The sequence below is a fragment of the Comamonas sp. C11 genome, from assembly GCF_024496285.1.
In the GTDB taxonomy this organism is placed as follows: domain Bacteria; phylum Pseudomonadota; class Gammaproteobacteria; order Burkholderiales; family Burkholderiaceae_C; genus Comamonas; species Comamonas testosteroni_F.
The window spans coordinates 2485914-2502033 of sequence record NZ_CP101743.1 but is presented as its reverse complement, the minus strand read 5'-3'; the positions used below and the strand labels follow the sequence as shown (position 1 = coordinate 2502033).

General features: G+C 58.4%; 14 protein-coding genes. 1 reads left to right on the top strand and 13 read right to left on the bottom strand.

The annotated features are described in order from the left end of the window. Positions 1-97: 97 nt before the first annotated feature. The 13 genes from NOX35_RS11460 to NOX35_RS11400 form a co-directional block, all read right to left on the bottom strand. Entirely contained in the window at positions 98-871 is a 774-nt protein-coding gene (locus tag NOX35_RS11460; protein WP_256496667.1) for an enoyl-CoA hydratase, read from the bottom strand. A 10-nt stretch (positions 872-881) separates the two neighbouring features. Then, complete coding sequence (locus NOX35_RS11455; RefSeq protein ID WP_256496666.1) at positions 882-1859, bottom strand: tripartite tricarboxylate transporter substrate binding protein; 978 nt, start codon at positions 1857-1859, stop codon at positions 882-884. An 87-nt stretch (positions 1860-1946) separates the two neighbouring features. Next, positions 1947-3104, bottom strand: coding sequence for a CaiB/BaiF CoA-transferase family protein (locus NOX35_RS11450; protein ID WP_182286761.1), 1158 nt, complete (start codon positions 3102-3104; stop codon positions 1947-1949). A gap of 137 nt (positions 3105-3241) precedes the next feature. Then, positions 3242-3655 (bottom strand): PaaI family thioesterase, encoded by a 414-nt coding sequence (locus tag NOX35_RS11445; RefSeq protein WP_256496665.1) that lies wholly within the window; start codon positions 3653-3655, stop codon positions 3242-3244. Continuing rightward, a complete protein-coding gene (locus NOX35_RS11440) occupies positions 3652-5772 on the bottom strand; it encodes a 3-hydroxyacyl-CoA dehydrogenase NAD-binding domain-containing protein (protein WP_256496916.1) in 2121 nt (706 codons plus the stop codon). Before NOX35_RS11440 ends, NOX35_RS11445 begins: the two co-directional genes overlap by 4 nt. Before the next feature lie 12 nt (positions 5773-5784). Further along, positions 5785-6951 carry an acyl-CoA dehydrogenase family protein gene (locus NOX35_RS11435; RefSeq protein WP_182286759.1) on the bottom strand — a complete coding sequence of 389 codons (1167 nt, stop codon included), beginning with the start codon at positions 6949-6951 and terminating at the stop codon, positions 5785-5787. Between the two features lie 5 nt (positions 6952-6956). Further along, positions 6957-8144, bottom strand: a complete 1188-nt coding sequence (locus NOX35_RS11430; RefSeq protein WP_256496915.1) for an acyl-CoA dehydrogenase family protein — start codon at positions 8142-8144, stop codon at positions 6957-6959. Further along, entirely contained in the window at positions 8144-8803 is a 660-nt protein-coding gene (locus NOX35_RS11425) for a 3-oxoacid CoA-transferase subunit B (protein ID WP_256496664.1), read from the bottom strand. The genes NOX35_RS11430 and NOX35_RS11425 overlap by 1 nt, the downstream gene beginning before the upstream one ends. After that, positions 8800-9486 (bottom strand): 3-oxoacid CoA-transferase subunit A, encoded by a 687-nt coding sequence (locus NOX35_RS11420; RefSeq protein ID WP_256496663.1) that lies wholly within the window; start codon positions 9484-9486, stop codon positions 8800-8802. The genes NOX35_RS11425 and NOX35_RS11420 overlap by 4 nt, the downstream gene beginning before the upstream one ends. A 13-nt stretch (positions 9487-9499) precedes the next feature. Beyond that, complete coding sequence (locus tag NOX35_RS11415) at positions 9500-10663, bottom strand: thiolase (RefSeq protein ID WP_182286756.1); 1164 nt, start codon at positions 10661-10663, stop codon at positions 9500-9502. Next, a complete protein-coding gene (locus tag NOX35_RS11410; protein WP_182286755.1) occupies positions 10660-11079 on the bottom strand; it encodes a Zn-ribbon domain-containing OB-fold protein in 420 nt (139 codons plus the stop codon). The genes NOX35_RS11415 and NOX35_RS11410 overlap by 4 nt, the downstream gene beginning before the upstream one ends. Next, a complete protein-coding gene (locus NOX35_RS11405) occupies positions 11072-12073 on the bottom strand; it encodes a tripartite tricarboxylate transporter substrate binding protein (protein WP_182286754.1) in 1002 nt (333 codons plus the stop codon). The genes NOX35_RS11410 and NOX35_RS11405 overlap by 8 nt, the downstream gene beginning before the upstream one ends. A gap of 167 nt (positions 12074-12240) precedes the next feature. After that, positions 12241-13173 carry a LysR substrate-binding domain-containing protein gene (locus NOX35_RS11400; RefSeq protein ID WP_182286753.1) on the bottom strand — a complete coding sequence of 311 codons (933 nt, stop codon included), beginning with the start codon at positions 13171-13173 and terminating at the stop codon, positions 12241-12243. 547 nt (positions 13174-13720) lie between these two features. Between NOX35_RS11400 and NOX35_RS11395 the strand changes: the two genes are divergently transcribed. Further along, positions 13721-16108, top strand: coding sequence for a DNA polymerase II (locus tag NOX35_RS11395; protein ID WP_256496662.1), 2388 nt, complete (start codon positions 13721-13723; stop codon positions 16106-16108). Positions 16109-16120: the final 12 nt, after the last annotated feature.

The window sequence follows — 16120 nt, the reverse complement described above, 5'->3', positions numbered from 1 at the left end:
TACACATGCATGTATAAAGCTCATACCCAATTCAGGCGTAATGTAAGCGGCCTAAATCCCACAAACTCGCCTGACTCACCAGTTGAATGGCAAGTGCTTAACGAGATTTGTGTTTTTCCGCTTTCTCCCTCAAGAAAGCATTCATATGCTGCTGTGGCTCACCGGTCTGGAAAGCCGCACCAAACTCGGCAATGCTGTCATCAACCGCTGCATCCAGTGTCATGCGCTCCCAGCGGCGCAGCAGTTTCTTTTGCTGCCTAAGTACCATCGGGCCGATTTCGGAGAGGCCGGCGGCCACCTCCAGAATGCGCTCATCCAGCTTCTCCTGAGGGACGCATTCGTTGATCAGGCCCCATTCCCTCACTTGAGCTGCCGGGATGTTCTCTCCCGTCAGCAACAGCCAGGCAGCGCGTGTCGTGCCGATCTGGGACGGCATCATGGCGGCATGAATCACCGATGGGATTCCGACCTTCACCTCAGGCATGCCAACAACGGCGTTATCAGCAGCGATTCGCAAATCACCAGCCATCGCCAGCTCCAAGCCGCCGCCAAGAGTATGCCCCTCCAGGCGCACGATAACGGGCACCGGGAAGTGCCGCACCGCATTGCAAAGATCGCGCAGGCCGCTGATGAAGGCCCGCCCGGTAGCGGCATTCAAGCTGGCCAGTTCCTTGATATCGGCTCCCGCAACGAAAGCCCGCGAGCCTGAGCCTCTCAGCACAAGACAATGCAGCTCTTTGTTTTCTGCCAGTTCGCTGAGCGTCTGGATCAGGCCCTGAATGACGGGAGTGCTCAATACGTTGAGAACACCAGCGTCCGTGATGGACAGCACTGCGGTGGTCGAGGTGGGATAGGTCACTTGCGAATACATGATTGTCCTGTCAGAGTTTTTTGAAGCCGATGTCCTTGATGAGCTTGGCCCATGCCTTGTTGGACCGTTCTACCGTGTCGCGAAACTGCTGCGGTGACTGGTAATCGACCACCGCGCCTTGCTGTTCTATCGTCTTGACAAGTTCAGGATTCTTTAGCGCGGCCTTGGCAGCAACGCTCAGCTTGTGCAACACCGCAGCATCCAGGCCGGCAGGTGCACCCAGCCCATACCAGGACATATCGTTCATGGGCTTCAACCCAACTTCAGCATATGTCGGTACGTTGGGCAGATGGGCAAGACGCTTGGGACTGGAGACCGCCAGGGCACGCAGCTGATTGCCTGCGATCAGGGCACCCGATGAGGGCATGTTGTCAAATACAACGTCGATCTGGCCGGCGATCAGATCATTGAGTGCGGGGCCCAGGCCCTTGTAGGGAACATGGGTGATATTGGTCCTGGTGGTATGGCCGAACAAGGCGCCGCTCAGGTGACTCAGCCCGCCATTGCCCGACGAGCCATAGTTCAGCTTGGCGGGCGCCTTTCGAGCTTCATCGATCACATCCTGAGCCGTCCTGTACTGCGACGAGACATTCACCACCATCACACCCGGCACATTGGCAATATTGGTGATAGGCGTGAAGTCCTTCACCGCATCATAGGCAGGCTTGGCATAAACATTGGGATTCACTGCATGAGAACTCTCCACCATCATGACCAGCGTGTAGCCGTCGGCAGGCTGCTTGGAGGCGTACTGCGAACCCGTACTACCTCCGGCTCCGGGCTTGTTTTCCACGACGATGGATTGTCCGAGCGCCTCGCCAAGATAGCGAGCCATCACGCGCCCTATGACATCGGTAGCTCCGCCCACGGCGTAGGGGACGACCAGCCGTACGGGGCGATCCGGATAGGAAGTGGCACCTGCAGCACGAGCCATGGACATGGCACCAAGACCCAGGGCCAAGGCGAGCAGAGATTTCAAAGGCTTCATTCACGTCTCCTGTTATGTAGAAGCAAGACCTGATGCTTTGATCAGCATCGGCATCGTTCGTCTGCTGGAAGGCTGACCCGAAATGACTCAAGCAGCAGATGCGGCTGCGGCCGGCCCCAGCGTGGGCGGCGGACAAATCTGCAACCCCGCACTCGGGGGCAGCATGGGATTGCGCACGAGTTGGAGCTTCCCCAGTTCGGGGTGCTCGACGGTCTGAAGCATCTGACGATGAATCACCTGCGGGTGCAGGAAGACCTGCTCCAGACTGTTGATGTTTCCCCAGGAGATGCCATTGATATCGAGAACAAGGCCCAGATCGGCAGTCCTCCAGTTCATCAATACGGCGCGCAACAGCGGCCTGAGTTGCGCCAGATTCGTCAGGCGTCCCGCATTTGTTGCAAATTCGGGCTGCAGATGCCATTCACTCTTCATGAGCTTGCAAAAGGCCGAAAACTGAGTGTCGTTGCCTATTGCCAAAATGATGTGGCCATCGCTGCATTCAAAGACTTCATATGGCGCGAGATTGGGGTGCATATTGCCGATGCGCGCCGGCTTCTCACCGGAAACCAGGAAGTTGGCTCCCTGATTCGCATTCATCGCCACCGCTACATCCAGCAGTGCGATATCAAGGTGCTGACCCTGCCCGGAGCGTCCACGCTGCACCAAGGCCGCAAGCACCGCGCTGGTGGCATACATTCCCGTCATCAGATCCACCACGGCCACGCCGGTGCGCAAGGGGCCTGCCCCCTCTTCACCGTCGGCAATGCCTGTGTAGCTCATCAAGCCACCCATGCCCTGGAAGATGTAGTCATATCCGGGCTTGTGAGCAAACGGTCCTGTCTGTCCAAACCCCGTGACGGACAGGTAGACCAGTCCCGGGTTGATACGCGCCAAGGTGTCGTAGTCAAGACCATAACGAGCCAGCGTTCCGACCTTGTAGTTTTCGACCACCACATCGGCATCCTGGATCTGGCGCACCAGCCAGGCAACTTCCGCCTCTCTGGTAAAGTCCAGCGTGACGGATTGCTTGCCTCGATTACAGGAGAGGAAATAGGCAGCCACCCGCTCACCGCTTTCCGAAGTCAGGAACGGAGGCCCCCAGCTGCGGGTATCGTCCCCTGTTTCAGGCCGCTCGATCTTGAGGACATTCGCGCCAAGATCAGCCAGATTCTGGGTGCACCATGGCCCAGCCAGAATTCTTGACAAGTCCACGACACGGACTCCATCCAGTGCATTCGCAAGCATCACACCTCCAAAATTTTTCTGTATTCTTGGAGCGGGCTTGCCTAGGGTCAATTGGCCATTTTTGCACCCGGAGTTCGCGGAATTTGGATGGTCTTCCAGCCCGACGAAACGCCTGAAATGCGCGCGACCTGTTCACCTCAGGAGACGGGTACGAGAATGCAGCTGGCTCGCGCCATCAGCGCATTGCCATTGCTCAAAGTGCAATCGGCAAAGCACATTCTCCGGCCCCTGCGGGTGATCAGCACCTCGGCCTCGACCCAGTCCCCAAGGCGCGCGCTAGACAGGTAGTCGATGTTCATATGAGCCGTCACTATTGATGCGGAAAGTGCCGTCGCCACGTTATAGCCAATGGCGTTGTCGACCACCGTCGCCACAAAGCCACCATGTGCGATGCCGTGCAGATTGAGATGCTGCTCGAGCACCCTGACTCCTATGATGGTGGAGCCGTCTTCGCGCTGCCTCTTGTACATGGGGCCTTGCGCAAGCACGAAGTTGCTGGGAGACACATGTTCCTCAAATCCCTCTGGGGGTACGAAGGCGGAGTTGCTCATGGCTGGGCCAATATGTCGTTCAGCGCTTGTTGTTCGATCCATGGCGCCGCAATCCAGTGCTCGCCATGCCGGGCATGCAGATCCCGAATCTTTGCGAGAACCTGCGTCCATCCCAGGCTCTGCGCATGGAACATCGGCCCGCCCCGCCATGCTGGAAAGCCATAGCCATTGACATACACCACATCCACATCGGAGGCTCGTTGAGCGATTCCTTCGTCGACGATGCGCGCACCTTCGTTCACCAGCGCAAGCACACAGCGTTCGACGATTTCCTCATCGCTGACCCGACGCCTCTCGATGCCGGCCTCCCGTGCGCATTCCGCAATGAGCTCCTCGTTCAAGGGATCGGGAACTGGCGTGCGATTGCCGGCTTCGTAGCGGTAGTAGCCGGCACCGGTCTTTTGACCGAAGCGGCCTTGCTCGCAGATCCTGTCAGCCACCCTGGAGTAGCGCAGATGAGACGGCCTCGCGGATGCAAGACGCTTGCGTGTCGCCCAGTTGATGTCCATCCCTGCAAGATCTGCCATGGCAAGAGGGCCCATCGCGAAGCCGAATGCCTGCATGGCGGAATCGATCTGCGGTACCGTGGCCCCCTCTTCAAGCAGAAAGCCCGCTTCTCGCCAGTAACCGGTCAGCATGCGGTTTCCCACAAAGCCTTCACAAACGCCCACCAGCACGGGGATCTTGCCGATGGCCACGGCCATCTGCATGCAGCTCGCGATGACTGCGTCGCAGGTGCGCTCTCCACGCACCACTTCCAGCAACTTCATCACATTGGCCGGACTGAAGAAATGCAGGCCGATGACATCTTCGGGTCGCTGGGTCGCAGCAGCAATCTCGTTGATGTTCAACCGCGATGTATTGGTGGCAAGAATCGCACCCTTTTTGCAGATCCGGTCGAGCAGCACGAACACATCGCGCTTGACAGCCATATCTTCGAAAACGGCTTCTATGACCAGATCAACTTCTGCGAACGTCGACAGGTCCAATGTCCGATGAATGTGCTGCATCCTTTCTTGGACCGCTTCGGCACTGAGCCCTCCACGCGATACGGAAATCTGATAGTTGCGCTCGATTAGTGCCATGCCGCGGTCCAGTGCCGCCTGCTCTCGCTCGCACAAGACGACGGGAATGCCTGCATTCGCAAACGCCATGGCAATGCCGCCGCCCATGGTGCCTGCGCCCAGAATACCGACACGACAAATCTTCCTCTCAACCACATTGCAGTCCTTGCCGACAAATTTGGCCGCTTCCTTCTCGGCGAAGAACATGTGACGCAAGGACTTGGAAGGCCCTCCGGCAACCAGTTCTTCAAACAGTTCACGCTCCTTGTCAAGGCCCTGCTCGAAAGGCAAGTTCATGGCGCTTTTCACGCACTGGATGGCGGCGCGCTGCGCAATCGCGTTACGGGCCTTGGGGTTGACGCCTGCACGAAGACGCTCGAAGTCTGGCAGCTCACCCTTGGGAGGGGGAACTTTGATGTCAGCCAGCACCGGCAGCACTGAATGATTGTCTGCCATGCCCAGCGCAAACCTCATGCTGGCCTGCTCCAGATCGTCCTCGAAAATTGCATCCACCAGACCGAGCTGCAGAGCCTCCTTGGCTCCGACATGCTTGCCCGAGGTGACCAGCCGCACGGCATCTGCCGCCCCGATCAACCGTGGAAGCCGTTGCGTTCCTCCACCACCGGGGACCAGCCCCAGATTCACCTCAGGCAGCCCCATTCGTGCGGATGAATCCGCGACCCGGTAGTGACAGGCAAGCGCCAGCTCCAGTCCACCGCCCAGCGCCACACCGTGAATGCAGGCTACCACGGGCTTGACGCACCGCTCTATGCATCGGTTGACTTGACGCAACATGGGGCTCGCCGTCGCAGCAGGGGTATTGAACTGGCGTATGTCCGCGCCGCCGCAGAAGACCTTGCCCTGCCCACGCAGCACCACGGCTCTCACGGCTGCGTTGGCCTGTGCACGGGCAATGCCTTGGGCAATGCCGCGTCGAACCGTGTCACCCAGCCCGTTGACGGGTGGATTGTCGATGACGATGAGCGCAACGCCTTGGCGCTCCTCATAGCGCACGGTTTCGGAAAGTGAAACTGCTTGTTTGTAGTCGTTCATGGAGGTCATATTTCAGTGCTGCACGAGCGAATGCATCGCGGATGGGGTCTGGGTCAGGCGCGCGAATTGCTGGACATGGTGCTGCTCGTCACCGAGGGTATGGGATAGCACCAGCAACCTCTTGACAAACTTGCCGAGTGCCAGTTCGTCAGTCATGCCTATGCCGCCATGCAGCTGAATCGCACTCTGACAGATGAACCGGGCCGCTTGGCAGCACACGGCCTTGGCCGCCGAAACCGCAGCCAGAAAGTCTTCAGAGCGCACCATGGCGCTGGCCTTTTGCGACAACGAGCGTGACTTCTCCAGCTGCATGTACATGTCCACCAGACGGTGCTGAATGGCTTGAAAGCTGCCGATCGAGCTGCCGAACTGCTTGCGCTCCCTCACGTATCCGAGCGTGGCCTCCAGTACAGCCGACATGATTCCTACGGACTCGGCACACAAGGCGGCATTGGCTCTGGCACAGATATGCTCGAACAACGGCCAGGCCAAATGGAGCTCTCCAAGCAAGCTGGACTTGGGCAGCTGAACCCTGTCGAACCAGATGTCAGACGCCGGAGACCCGTCGATGTTGAAATAGGAGCGGACACGGATGCCTGGGGTCTGCGGTCTCACCATGAACAGGGACAGACCATCCGTTTGCAGGGCCGATCCCCGCGTTCTGGCAAGCACCAGCCACATATCCGCGTGCTGCGCATGACGAACACCCACCTTGTGGCCGTCCAGCACCCATCCTTGCTCCAAGACTTCGGCCCGGGTGCTGACATTGTGCAGGCTGTAGTCGGTCTGTTCCTCTGCATGGGCCATGGCGATCTGACAATCACCAGCCAGAACCAGAGCCAGCAGCTCACTTGCAAGCTGCTGCGTGCCCGTAGCCGCCAACAGACTAGCCGCCTGTACCACGGTTGCTACATAAGGCTCCAGCACCAAGTGGCGCCCAAAGTGCTCCATGATCACATGCACAGCTATCGGATCGTCCTGGATGCCTCCACGGCTTTCGTCCACGGTGAGAGCGAGGAGGCCAAAGTTGGCGAATTCCCCCCAATGCACCGAAGCGGAACTGAGCTGCCCTGCAGCGCAGCAAGGGATACCGGACTCGGGAATGGGATGTTCCCGCTCCAGATAGCGCTCCAGCGAATCCGCCAGTTGGCGCTGCTCGTCGTTCAGATAGTCTCTCATGGCGCTCACAGTCCCAGAGCCATTTTGGCAATGATGTTTCGCTGCACTTCGTCCGTCCCCCCATAGATCGAGATCTTTCGAAGATTCAGATAGAAGCCCGCGAGCGTTGATACGGAGCTTTCCGGCTCGGACGATGTCAGCTCAAATGCCTGTTGACAGAACTCCAGAGCGAGCGGGCCCGCCGCCTCGAGCTGGCGCTCGGTAATCGCCTGCGCCAGCGTCGTGCCGATGAGCTTGAGTACCGAAGCTTCCACCCCATTGCCTGTCCCGCCCTCGGTCTGACGGAGCAAACGCTGAACAGAGGCTTCAAGCGCGAGCAATTCCAGATCAAGGCGCGCCACGTTATGCACCCAGTCCGCGCGCTGCGCCAGGCAAACGCCATCGACGACCCGCTCCTCCAACAGACGTTTCAGAAATGTCAGCTCACGCTTGCAGCGGCCGACGCGAGCCGCACCAAAGCGCTCATGCGACAGCAGATACTTGGCGCAAGTCCAGCCCCGGTTCAACTCGCCCACCAGATTGGCTTCGGGAACACGCACTCCGTCAAGAAACACTTCATTGATTTCAGTGTCGCCGTCGATGGTTCGGATCGGACGCACGGTGACGCCTGCCGACCTCATATCGATGAGCAAAAAGGAAATCCCGGACTGCGCCTTGGCCTGTGGGTCCGTCCGAACCAGACAGAACATCATGTCTGCATACTGCGCATAGGTCGTCCAGGTCTTCTGACCATGAACGATGAACTCGCCATCCTTCAGCTCTGCACAAGTGCGCAACGAAGCCAGGTCCGAGCCGGATTCCGGCTCCGAATAGCCCTGACACCACCAGTCTTCACCAGACAGTATCCTTGGCAAATAGTGGTCTTTCTGCTGCTGTGTGCCGTACTTCATCAGTACCGGTGCAACCATGCGAAGTCCGAAGGGAACGGTTTCAGGAGCGCCTGCGATTGCACATTCGTCATCAAAGACAAGCCGCTGCGCCAGCGACCAACCCGTCCCGCCATACTCGCTAGGCCAATTGGGTGCAGCCCAGCCCCTGCTGCGCAAGATGGATTGCCAGTGCAGGAAATCCTCCTTCTTGAGACGCTTGTGCTCCAGCACCTTGCGCCGCAGATCGACCGGAAGCTGTTCTGCCAGAAAGGCGCGCACTTCATCACGGAATGCTTCCACCGCGAAGCTGCCGATGGAGTCGATCATGGCAGCGCCCTTTCCAGCTCGAACCGCAGATCGGCCCCCGTGCATGCTTCGAGGGTCTGTTCGTCCATCCCCTCCACTATGTCGATGACAACAAGCCCCTGGGGCCGAACATCAATGACGGCCAGATCGGTGTAGATACGCTTGACGATACGTCGCCCCGTCAAGGGCAAGCTGCATCGGCTCACGATGCGCGGCCTGCCCTCTCGCGTGACATGCTCCATGAGCACGTAAACGGCCTTGGCCCCCACCGCCAGATCCATAGCACCGCCCACTGCGGTCGCCACGTTCTTCTGCCCCAAAGACCAGTTGGCGAGATCACCGTGTTCCGAGACCTCATATCCACCCAGAATGCAGAAGTCCAGATGCCCGCCACGCATCATGGCAAAGGAATCTGCGTGATGGAAAAAGCTGCCACCAGCCCGAATATTCACAGGCAGCTTGGCGGCGTTAGACATGTCTGGATCTGGCGCCTCACCGTCGAGCAGCGCACGCATGCCGAGAATGCCGTTCTCGCTGTGCACCACGATTTCGTCTTCAGGCTTGAAGTGATCGAGTACGGTGACAGGCAGACCAATTCCAAGATTGACGTAGGCACCTGCAGGAATATCCCTGGCCACACGCTGTGCCATCTGCTGGCGTGCCATTCCTTGCTTCATGCGCGTCGCTCCTGTGCAGCGGCGGCATTCACGACCACGCGCTGCACGAAAATTCCGGGAGTGACAATGCTCTCTGGGTTCAGCTCCCCAAGCGTCGCAACCTCTGCTACCTGCACAATCGACACCTTCGCCGCCATGCACATGATCGGACCGAAATTGCGAGCCGCCTTGCGATACAGCAGATTGCCCCAACGGTCGGCCACATGCGCCTGCACCAACGCATAGTCGCCATGCAAAGGTTGCTCGAAAACATAGCCGACGCCATCGATGATCCGCGTCTCCTTGCCCGCGGCCAGCTCTGTGCCGTAGCCCGTGGGTGTCAGGAATCCACCCAATCCAGCGCCTGCAGCGCGCAAGCGCTCGGCCAGCGTGCCCTGGGGGACGCATTCGTACTCGATGCGCCCCTGGGCATAAGCGCTCTCGAAGGCCTCTGATTCGGCACCGCGTGGATAGGAGGCAAGCAGCTTGCGTACTCTGCCGGCGCGGATCAGCCGGGCGAGACCGATATCCCGGCTGCCGCTGTTGTTGCAAACCACGGTGAGTTCACTCGCCCCCTGTTCATAGAGGGCATCCAGCAATGCATTGGGCTGACCCGCCAAGCCAAACCCGCTGACCAGAACGCAGGAGCCGTCTGCGATATCGGCCACTGCCTGCGCTGCCGAATCGAGGATCTTGTCGATCATGTGTCTGCTCCTTCTACCGTGACGAAGCCAGGATGGCCGTTGCCTGACTGGAAAGCACGCCTCCGTTGCCATGCACCAGTGCCACTTCTGCACCCGGCACCTGGCGTGCATCTGCCTGTGCACGCAGCTGCGTCACAGCCTCGATGATGAGGAAAATGCTGTACATGCCCGGATGCACGCACGACAGACCTCCGCCATTGGTGTTCATGGGGAAGGCACCGCCTGGTTCGATCCGTCCGCCCTCGATGAACGCTCCGCCCTCGCCCTTGCTGCAAAAGCCCAGGTCTTCGAGAAACAGAATGGGGTTGATGGTGAAGGCGTCATATAGCTGCACCACATCCACGTCGGCAGGTGCAAGCCCGGCCTGAGCAAACGCCTTGCGACCCGACTCCACTGCAGGTGTCACAGTCAGGTCTTGCATGCACGAGATCTGACGATGCCAGTGGGCATAGCCGCTCCCCAGTACATAGATGGGCTTGCCATGCAGACTCCTGGCTCGCCGGGAGGAGCTGACGACGATAGCGCCCGCACCGTCCGTGACCAGACAACAATCGAGCACGGTCAGCGGGTCCGAGATCATCCTGGAGTTGATCACCTCATCGACCGTCAAGGTTTTCCTGGAAAATGCGTCCGGATTGAGTTGCGCCCATTTGCGCGCAGCCACAGCCACTTCGGCCAGTTGCTGGCGTGTCGTGCCGTACTCATGCATATGGCGAGCCGCCGCCAGCGAATAACTGGACACCGGATTGAAGGCCTTGTAGGGATGTTCGTAGGGCTGCGGGTCCAGCTCGGCGCGCATCTGATTGACGCGAGAGCTGCTGGGCGCGCTGCGGGGCGTGCTTCCATAGCAGATCAGCACGTTCTCGCACTCCCCCGCATCGATCGCCATCTGTGCGATCTTCAGGTCTGCGATGAAGGCCGATCCACCAAACATGGTGCTGTCGGAAAACCGAGGACGAATGCCCAGGTACTCCGCCATGCGCATCACCCACCAGGGCGAGGTGAGACTGGAAGTAATGATGCCGTCGATATCGGATTTGCGCAGGCCGCTGCGCTCGATCGCCATGCAGGATGCCTGTGCGATGATTTCCTGCTCCGTGGCACCACCCGCATGCCCCATGCCGGCCAGGCCGGTACCGAGGATGGCGATGGAGCCTCTTGAAGATGCTGTATTCATTCCTGTCCTCCCGGTGCCGCGACGAATACGAGCAAAGGGCTTTCTTCCACCATGTCGATGCGGGCCCGAACAGGCATACCGATACGCACCTCATCGACCGGGATGTCGACCACACGACTCATGAGCCTCGGACCTTCCTCAAGAGTCACCAGCACCACTGTGTAATCCGCTCCTTCGCGCGCGCGGACAATCGTCACCGAATACACGACTGCCCTTCCCGAAGCCGTCACCCAGTCAATCGCCTGCGAGCCGCAGTGGGGACAGCAAACACGAGGAAAGAAGTGGAACCGTCCGCAGTCGCGACATTGAGGAATCTCGAAGCGGCCATCGGCCAAGGCATCGAAATACCGCTTGTCACAGGCAGCCGCCGTAGCAGACTGACGCTCTCCCATCCTGTTTGCATCGAGCTCAGTCATCGGACTTCACACCGGTTTCCTGCACCACACGCATCCACTTGTTCACCTCGGCTTCGACGAACTTGCGGGTTCGGGCGACATCCATCACACCCAGAGGCTCGCTGTACTGCAAACGCAGACGCTCGACCATTTCAGGAGAGTTCATGATGGTGCTGATCTCCTTGTTCAGCATCGTCACGACGGACGCGGGCGTTCCGGCCGGGGCATACAAGCCCAGCCATGTGTACACGTCAAAGCCTTTGAACCCACTCTCCTGCATCGTCGGCAATTCAGGGAACAGCTTGCTGCGTTCGGACGCCATATTGGCAATGGGGCGCAGACGCCCGGATGTGATGAACGCCGAGACGCTCATCGAGTCCTGGACGGCCATGGGAATCTGCCCCGCGACGGCATCATTGGTCGCAGGCGCAGCCCCTTTGTAGGGGACATGCACGAATGGATATCCAGTGACCTTGCCCAGCCACTCTCCACCCAGATGTGTGGAACCTGCCGCGCCTGCCGTTCCATAGGGAATCGAGCTCTGCGTCTTGGCCCAGTTCAGAAACTCGGGAAGTGTCTTGGCCGGAACCCTCGGGTTCACCACGATCAGATTTGGCGACCTGGCCAGAACGGCTACCGGCTCCAGACTCTTGAGAGGGTCATAACCGACCTTTTTCATGGCTGGAGCAATCACGTAGCCCGTAGCGCCCACCAGCAAGGTGTAGCCGTCTGCCGCCTGCTTTGCGACATACTCGGTCCCCACTTGACCAGCCACGCCAGCACGGTTCTCGATCACAAAAGGCTGTTTGAGGTTCTCCGACAATTCTTTGGCCAACGCACGGCTGACGATATCTGTCATGCCACCCGGAGGAAATGCAACGACGATCGTGACAGGCTTGCTCGGATAGACACGAGCTTGCGCCAATGCAGTACCTGTCGAAGCGGATACAGCCCCCCATCCCAACACCAAGGCACAAGCAATTGGGCAGGCTTTGCCCAGAGGTGAAATCGCCATCCGTGTCTCCTTCCAATCTGTAGTTAGTAACGCTTTTTCAGCGCCGATTCAGTGTATGAATCGCTACCTGACAGCTCAATCAGAAAGATTCGAACGCTCTGTTTGAGAATTTGATAGGAGACTTGGATGCGATGGCCTGTTCACGCGCCCAGAACACGTGAAAGCGACTATTCCGTGGCTGGGGTTGGCAACTGCACTCGTGTCGCTGCGACCAGTGGATCTTCCAGAAGGAAATTCATGCAGGCGGTGATGAAGTTGGGAAAGCGAGCATCTTTTCGCACCGCCAGATTCAGCTTGCGCAGCGCCCATGGTTCATCCAGCTCAATGACCGACAAGAGCTTGGCCTGCTGCCGGTTCGCCAGCACGCTGGTCGGAACCATGGCCACACCCACTCCTGAAGCCACCAGAGACAGAACCGACTCAAAGCCATGTGTGTGCAATCTGGCTCTCACCGCACGCCCGGACTTGGTAGCCGTGTCCCGTAGGAACAGGTAGTTGCTGCTGGCTCTGCTGGTGCAGACAAAATCGAAGTCCAATGCTGCAGCCAGGCGAATGCTGTGCTGTGACGCCAGCAGATGATCTCGCGGCGTGACTATCACCAGACGGTCTACCGCGTATGGATAGATGCTCAAGCCTTCTACATTCGTTTCACCCGCGAAAATGCCGATGTCGGCCTCGCGCGCCAGCACCGCGGTTGGAATGGTCTCGCTCTGGCGCTCGTCCACTTCGGCATCGATACCAGGATAGGCCACGAGAAAGCGCCCCAAGGTATGGGTGATAAAGCCATTGAGAGAGCTGCTGTTGGCCACCAGGCGCACATGCCCCTTGATACCGGAGATAAAGCGGCTCACATCGCCCTGCATTCGCTCTATGCCTTCAAAGATCTCTCGCACATGCGTCAGCACAGCATCACCGGCAGGTGACAGCTCCATTCCCCTAGGAGTGCGCTCGAACAGTGTCGTACCCATGGCTTGCTCCAGATTCTTGAGCCTGTAACTCGCAGCAGATGGGGTGATGAACACCGCCGATGCCCCCGCGGTCAGACTGCCTGCTTGGGCAATTTCAAGAAACAGGCGTAGATCGGTCAGCTCGTAGCGCATTGGAAAATCATATTCGAAGACGCTTGCCGGGATAAGCTGGCTTTACCCTGCCCCTCCCTCTTTCCAATGAGAAGTCAATGCTGAGTTAGCAAGCCTTTTCTGAAAAACCTACAGCTTCAGGGACCTTTAGAGTTAGCGCCTCTGCACGACGGCAGGTTCAACCGGTCAACGCAATACAAACGCTAAAACACTTCAGCAGGAGTGTGATCTGTGCGGCCTCTCGTATAACTCCCACGCCAGTTTGGAATTGCGGAGCAAGCCTCTCGCAACGCCTGCTATCGATATGGGAAGCCATCGCTTGGCAACAACTTGATGACGGTTTCAGCCCTCACGGAACATTGGCGTCACTCCCTCTATTCGCTCCATCCGCTTTGGATCCGAGGAACACCTGGATTGCTGTTGACGTGGCTCTGTTGGAAAAACGCGGCCATGATTGCTGGGTATCATCTCATTGGCACCTCTTTCGAAGCATGTGGCTTGCTCTGCAAGCTCATGTCATCACACACCGCCAGAGCCTTGAACTCCGGTTCAAGACGGTCACATTCGCTTGACTTCATCTTTCGTGCTATCTCCGGAACGCCAGGGCTTCATCCTTACTCGCAATTGGCGAGACACGCAGGCGGGCGTAGAGCTCGAGTACTGGCTGGCAACGGATAGCGGCCCCCTGAAGGTTCTCCTGACTGCTCAGAAATCTGTGGCTTTCGTCGAAGCCCGACACAGAGAAGCGGTAGAAGCGCAACTCCCGCCCCTGGCTGGAGTGGAATTGCGGGAACTGGATCTGAAGAGTTTTCAGCAAGAGCCCGTCCTGGGTATCTATGCCAGGAGTTTTCGTCAATTACGGCGACTTGCACGCACTCTCCAGCAACTAGGCATTCCCCTTCTGGAAGCGGATGTTCGACCACATGAGCGCTACTTGATGGAGCGCTTCATCACGGCGGGAGTCGCGCTGCAAGGCGGCCGGACGGAACATGCGGCGCTGGTGAACTGCAAGCTTGTTCCTGCGCCCGATTTCCGGCCGGTTCTGAAGGTCGTGTCATTGGATATCGAGACCAGTCAGCACCAAGATCTGTATTCGATCGCGCTGGACGGCATGGCGGAGCGTGTCGTTTTCATGCTGGGTGAGCCTCCCGCCAAACCGGTAGAAACGCCTGGTTTCGAGCTGATTCATTGCACAACACGCAAAGCCATGATTGACAAGCTCAACGATTGGTTTGCACGCAATGATCCGGACGTGATCATTGGATGGAACGTCATTCAGTTCGACCTTCGTGTGCTGCAGAAAACTGCAGACGAATGTGCAACACCGCTACTCCTGGGGCGCGAGAGCAGGCCCATTGCATGGCGAACTCATCCCGGCAAACAAGGCTATCTGTTTGCTCCCATGCCAGGGCGAGTTGTCGTTGACGGGATTGAAGCGCTCAGGGCCGCTGTCTGGAGCTTTCCGTCGTTCAGCCTCGAGAACGTCGCACAAGAGCTTCTGGGCGAAGGCAAGGATATCGGAGACGAGTACGACAAAATGGCGGAAATCGAGCGGCGCTACCAGCTAGACAAGCCCGCCCTTGCAGCCTATAACATACGCGACTGCGAGCTGGTTCTGCGAATCTTCGAAAAGGCGAAGCTGCTGCAGTTTGCGATGGAGCGCGCCCACACCACAGGCCTGCAGCTCGACCAGTTCGGTGGCTCTATTGCCGCATTCAGCCACCACTATTTGCCACGCATGCACCGCATGGGGTATGTCGCACCCAACGTGGGCGATGTTCAAGGAAAGTCATCCCCCGGTGGCTACGTCATGGACTCCAAGCCTGGCTTCTACGACTCCGTCGTGGTTCTGGACTACAAGAGTCTCTATCCATCAATCATCCGCACCTTCCTCGTTGACCCCGTGGGTTTGGTCGAAGGTCGACATGCGAGCTCTTCCGAGCTTCCGATCAAAGGCCCAAGGGGCACACTCTTTTCTCGAGAGAAACACTGTCTTCCGGAAATCGTGACCACCCTCTGGCAGGCCCGAGATGAGGCCAAACGCGCCAGGAACGAACCACTGTCGCAAGCGCTCAAGCTGGTGATGAACTCATTCGCAGGAGTACTAGGCGCCTCGGAATGCAGATTCTTCAATCCGGATTTGATCTCAGCCATTACCTTACGTGGCCACGAAATGGTGAAGCTCACAAGGGATCTGGTCGAAGAGCGCGGATACGAAGTTATTTATGGAGACACTGACTCCATCTTTATTTGGCTCAAGAGGCCCCATAGCACCGAAGAGGCATATGCCGTGGCTGCCAAGCTGGCCCAGGACATCAACGCGTGGTGGGTTCAAACACTGCAGCAAGAGCAAGGCCTGAAGAGCTTTCTTGAGATCGAGTTCGACACGTATTACAAGAAGTTCTTCATGCCCACCATCCGCGGTTCGGACGTCGGCAGCAAGAAGCGCTATGCCGGTCTGAGTGTAGACACCGACGGAAACGAGTCGATGATCTACCGCGGCCTTGAAATGGCGCGAAGCGACTGGACACCGCTGGCACGGCAGTTCCAGGAGGGCTTGCTCTCGCGCGTCTTCCAAGGTACCCCTTACCGCGAGTTCGTCATCGAGTACGCTCATTCGACGCTGGCGGGCAAGAAGGATGATCTGCTCATCTACCGCAAACGCCTGCGGCATCGCCTGGATGCCTACGTCGCCAATGTGCCACCACAGGTCCGCGCCGCTCGCATTGCCGATGAGTACAACGATCGCGTGGGACGACCCAGGCAGTACCAGAACGGCGGCTGGATCCGATACGTCATGACCAGGAATGGCCCTGAGCCTTTGGAAATCCGCCGCTCACGCATCGACTACGAGCACTATCTGGCCAAACAGATCAAGCCGATTGCCGACTCGATCTTGATCCCCCTCGGAGAGGATTTCGTCACTCTGACATCTTCTCAGCAGGAGCTTTTCTAGCGATCCAAGCTC

Bases quoted from the DNA above. Each gene is read 5' to 3' on its own strand.
- NOX35_RS11460 (WP_256496667.1), bottom strand. From the start codon at position 871: ATGTATTCGCAAGTGACCTATCCCACCTCGACCACCGCAGTGCTGTCC.
- NOX35_RS11455 (WP_256496666.1), bottom strand. From the start codon at position 1,859: ATGAAGCCTTTGAAATCTCTGCTCGCCTTGGCCCTGGGTCTTGGTGCC.
- NOX35_RS11450 (WP_182286761.1), bottom strand. From the start codon at position 3,104: ATGCTTGCGAATGCACTGGATGGAGTCCGTGTCGTGGACTTGTCAAGA.
- NOX35_RS11445 (WP_256496665.1), bottom strand. From the start codon at position 3,655: ATGAGCAACTCCGCCTTCGTACCCCCAGAGGGATTTGAGGAACATGTG.
- NOX35_RS11440 (WP_256496916.1), bottom strand. From the start codon at position 5,772: ATGAACGACTACAAACAAGCAGTTTCACTTTCCGAAACCGTGCGCTAT.
- NOX35_RS11435 (WP_182286759.1), bottom strand. From the start codon at position 6,951: ATGAGAGACTATCTGAACGACGAGCAGCGCCAACTGGCGGATTCGCTG.
- NOX35_RS11425 (WP_256496664.1), bottom strand. From the start codon at position 8,803: ATGAAGCAAGGAATGGCACGCCAGCAGATGGCACAGCGTGTGGCCAGG.
- NOX35_RS11420 (WP_256496663.1), bottom strand. From the start codon at position 9,486: ATGATCGACAAGATCCTCGATTCGGCAGCGCAGGCAGTGGCCGATATC.
- NOX35_RS11415 (WP_182286756.1), bottom strand. From the start codon at position 10,663: ATGAATACAGCATCTTCAAGAGGCTCCATCGCCATCCTCGGTACCGGC.
- NOX35_RS11410 (WP_182286755.1), bottom strand. From the start codon at position 11,079: ATGACTGAGCTCGATGCAAACAGGATGGGAGAGCGTCAGTCTGCTACG.
- NOX35_RS11405 (WP_182286754.1), bottom strand. From the start codon at position 12,073: ATGGCGATTTCACCTCTGGGCAAAGCCTGCCCAATTGCTTGTGCCTTG.
- NOX35_RS11400 (WP_182286753.1), bottom strand. From the start codon at position 13,173: ATGCGCTACGAGCTGACCGATCTACGCCTGTTTCTTGAAATTGCCCAA.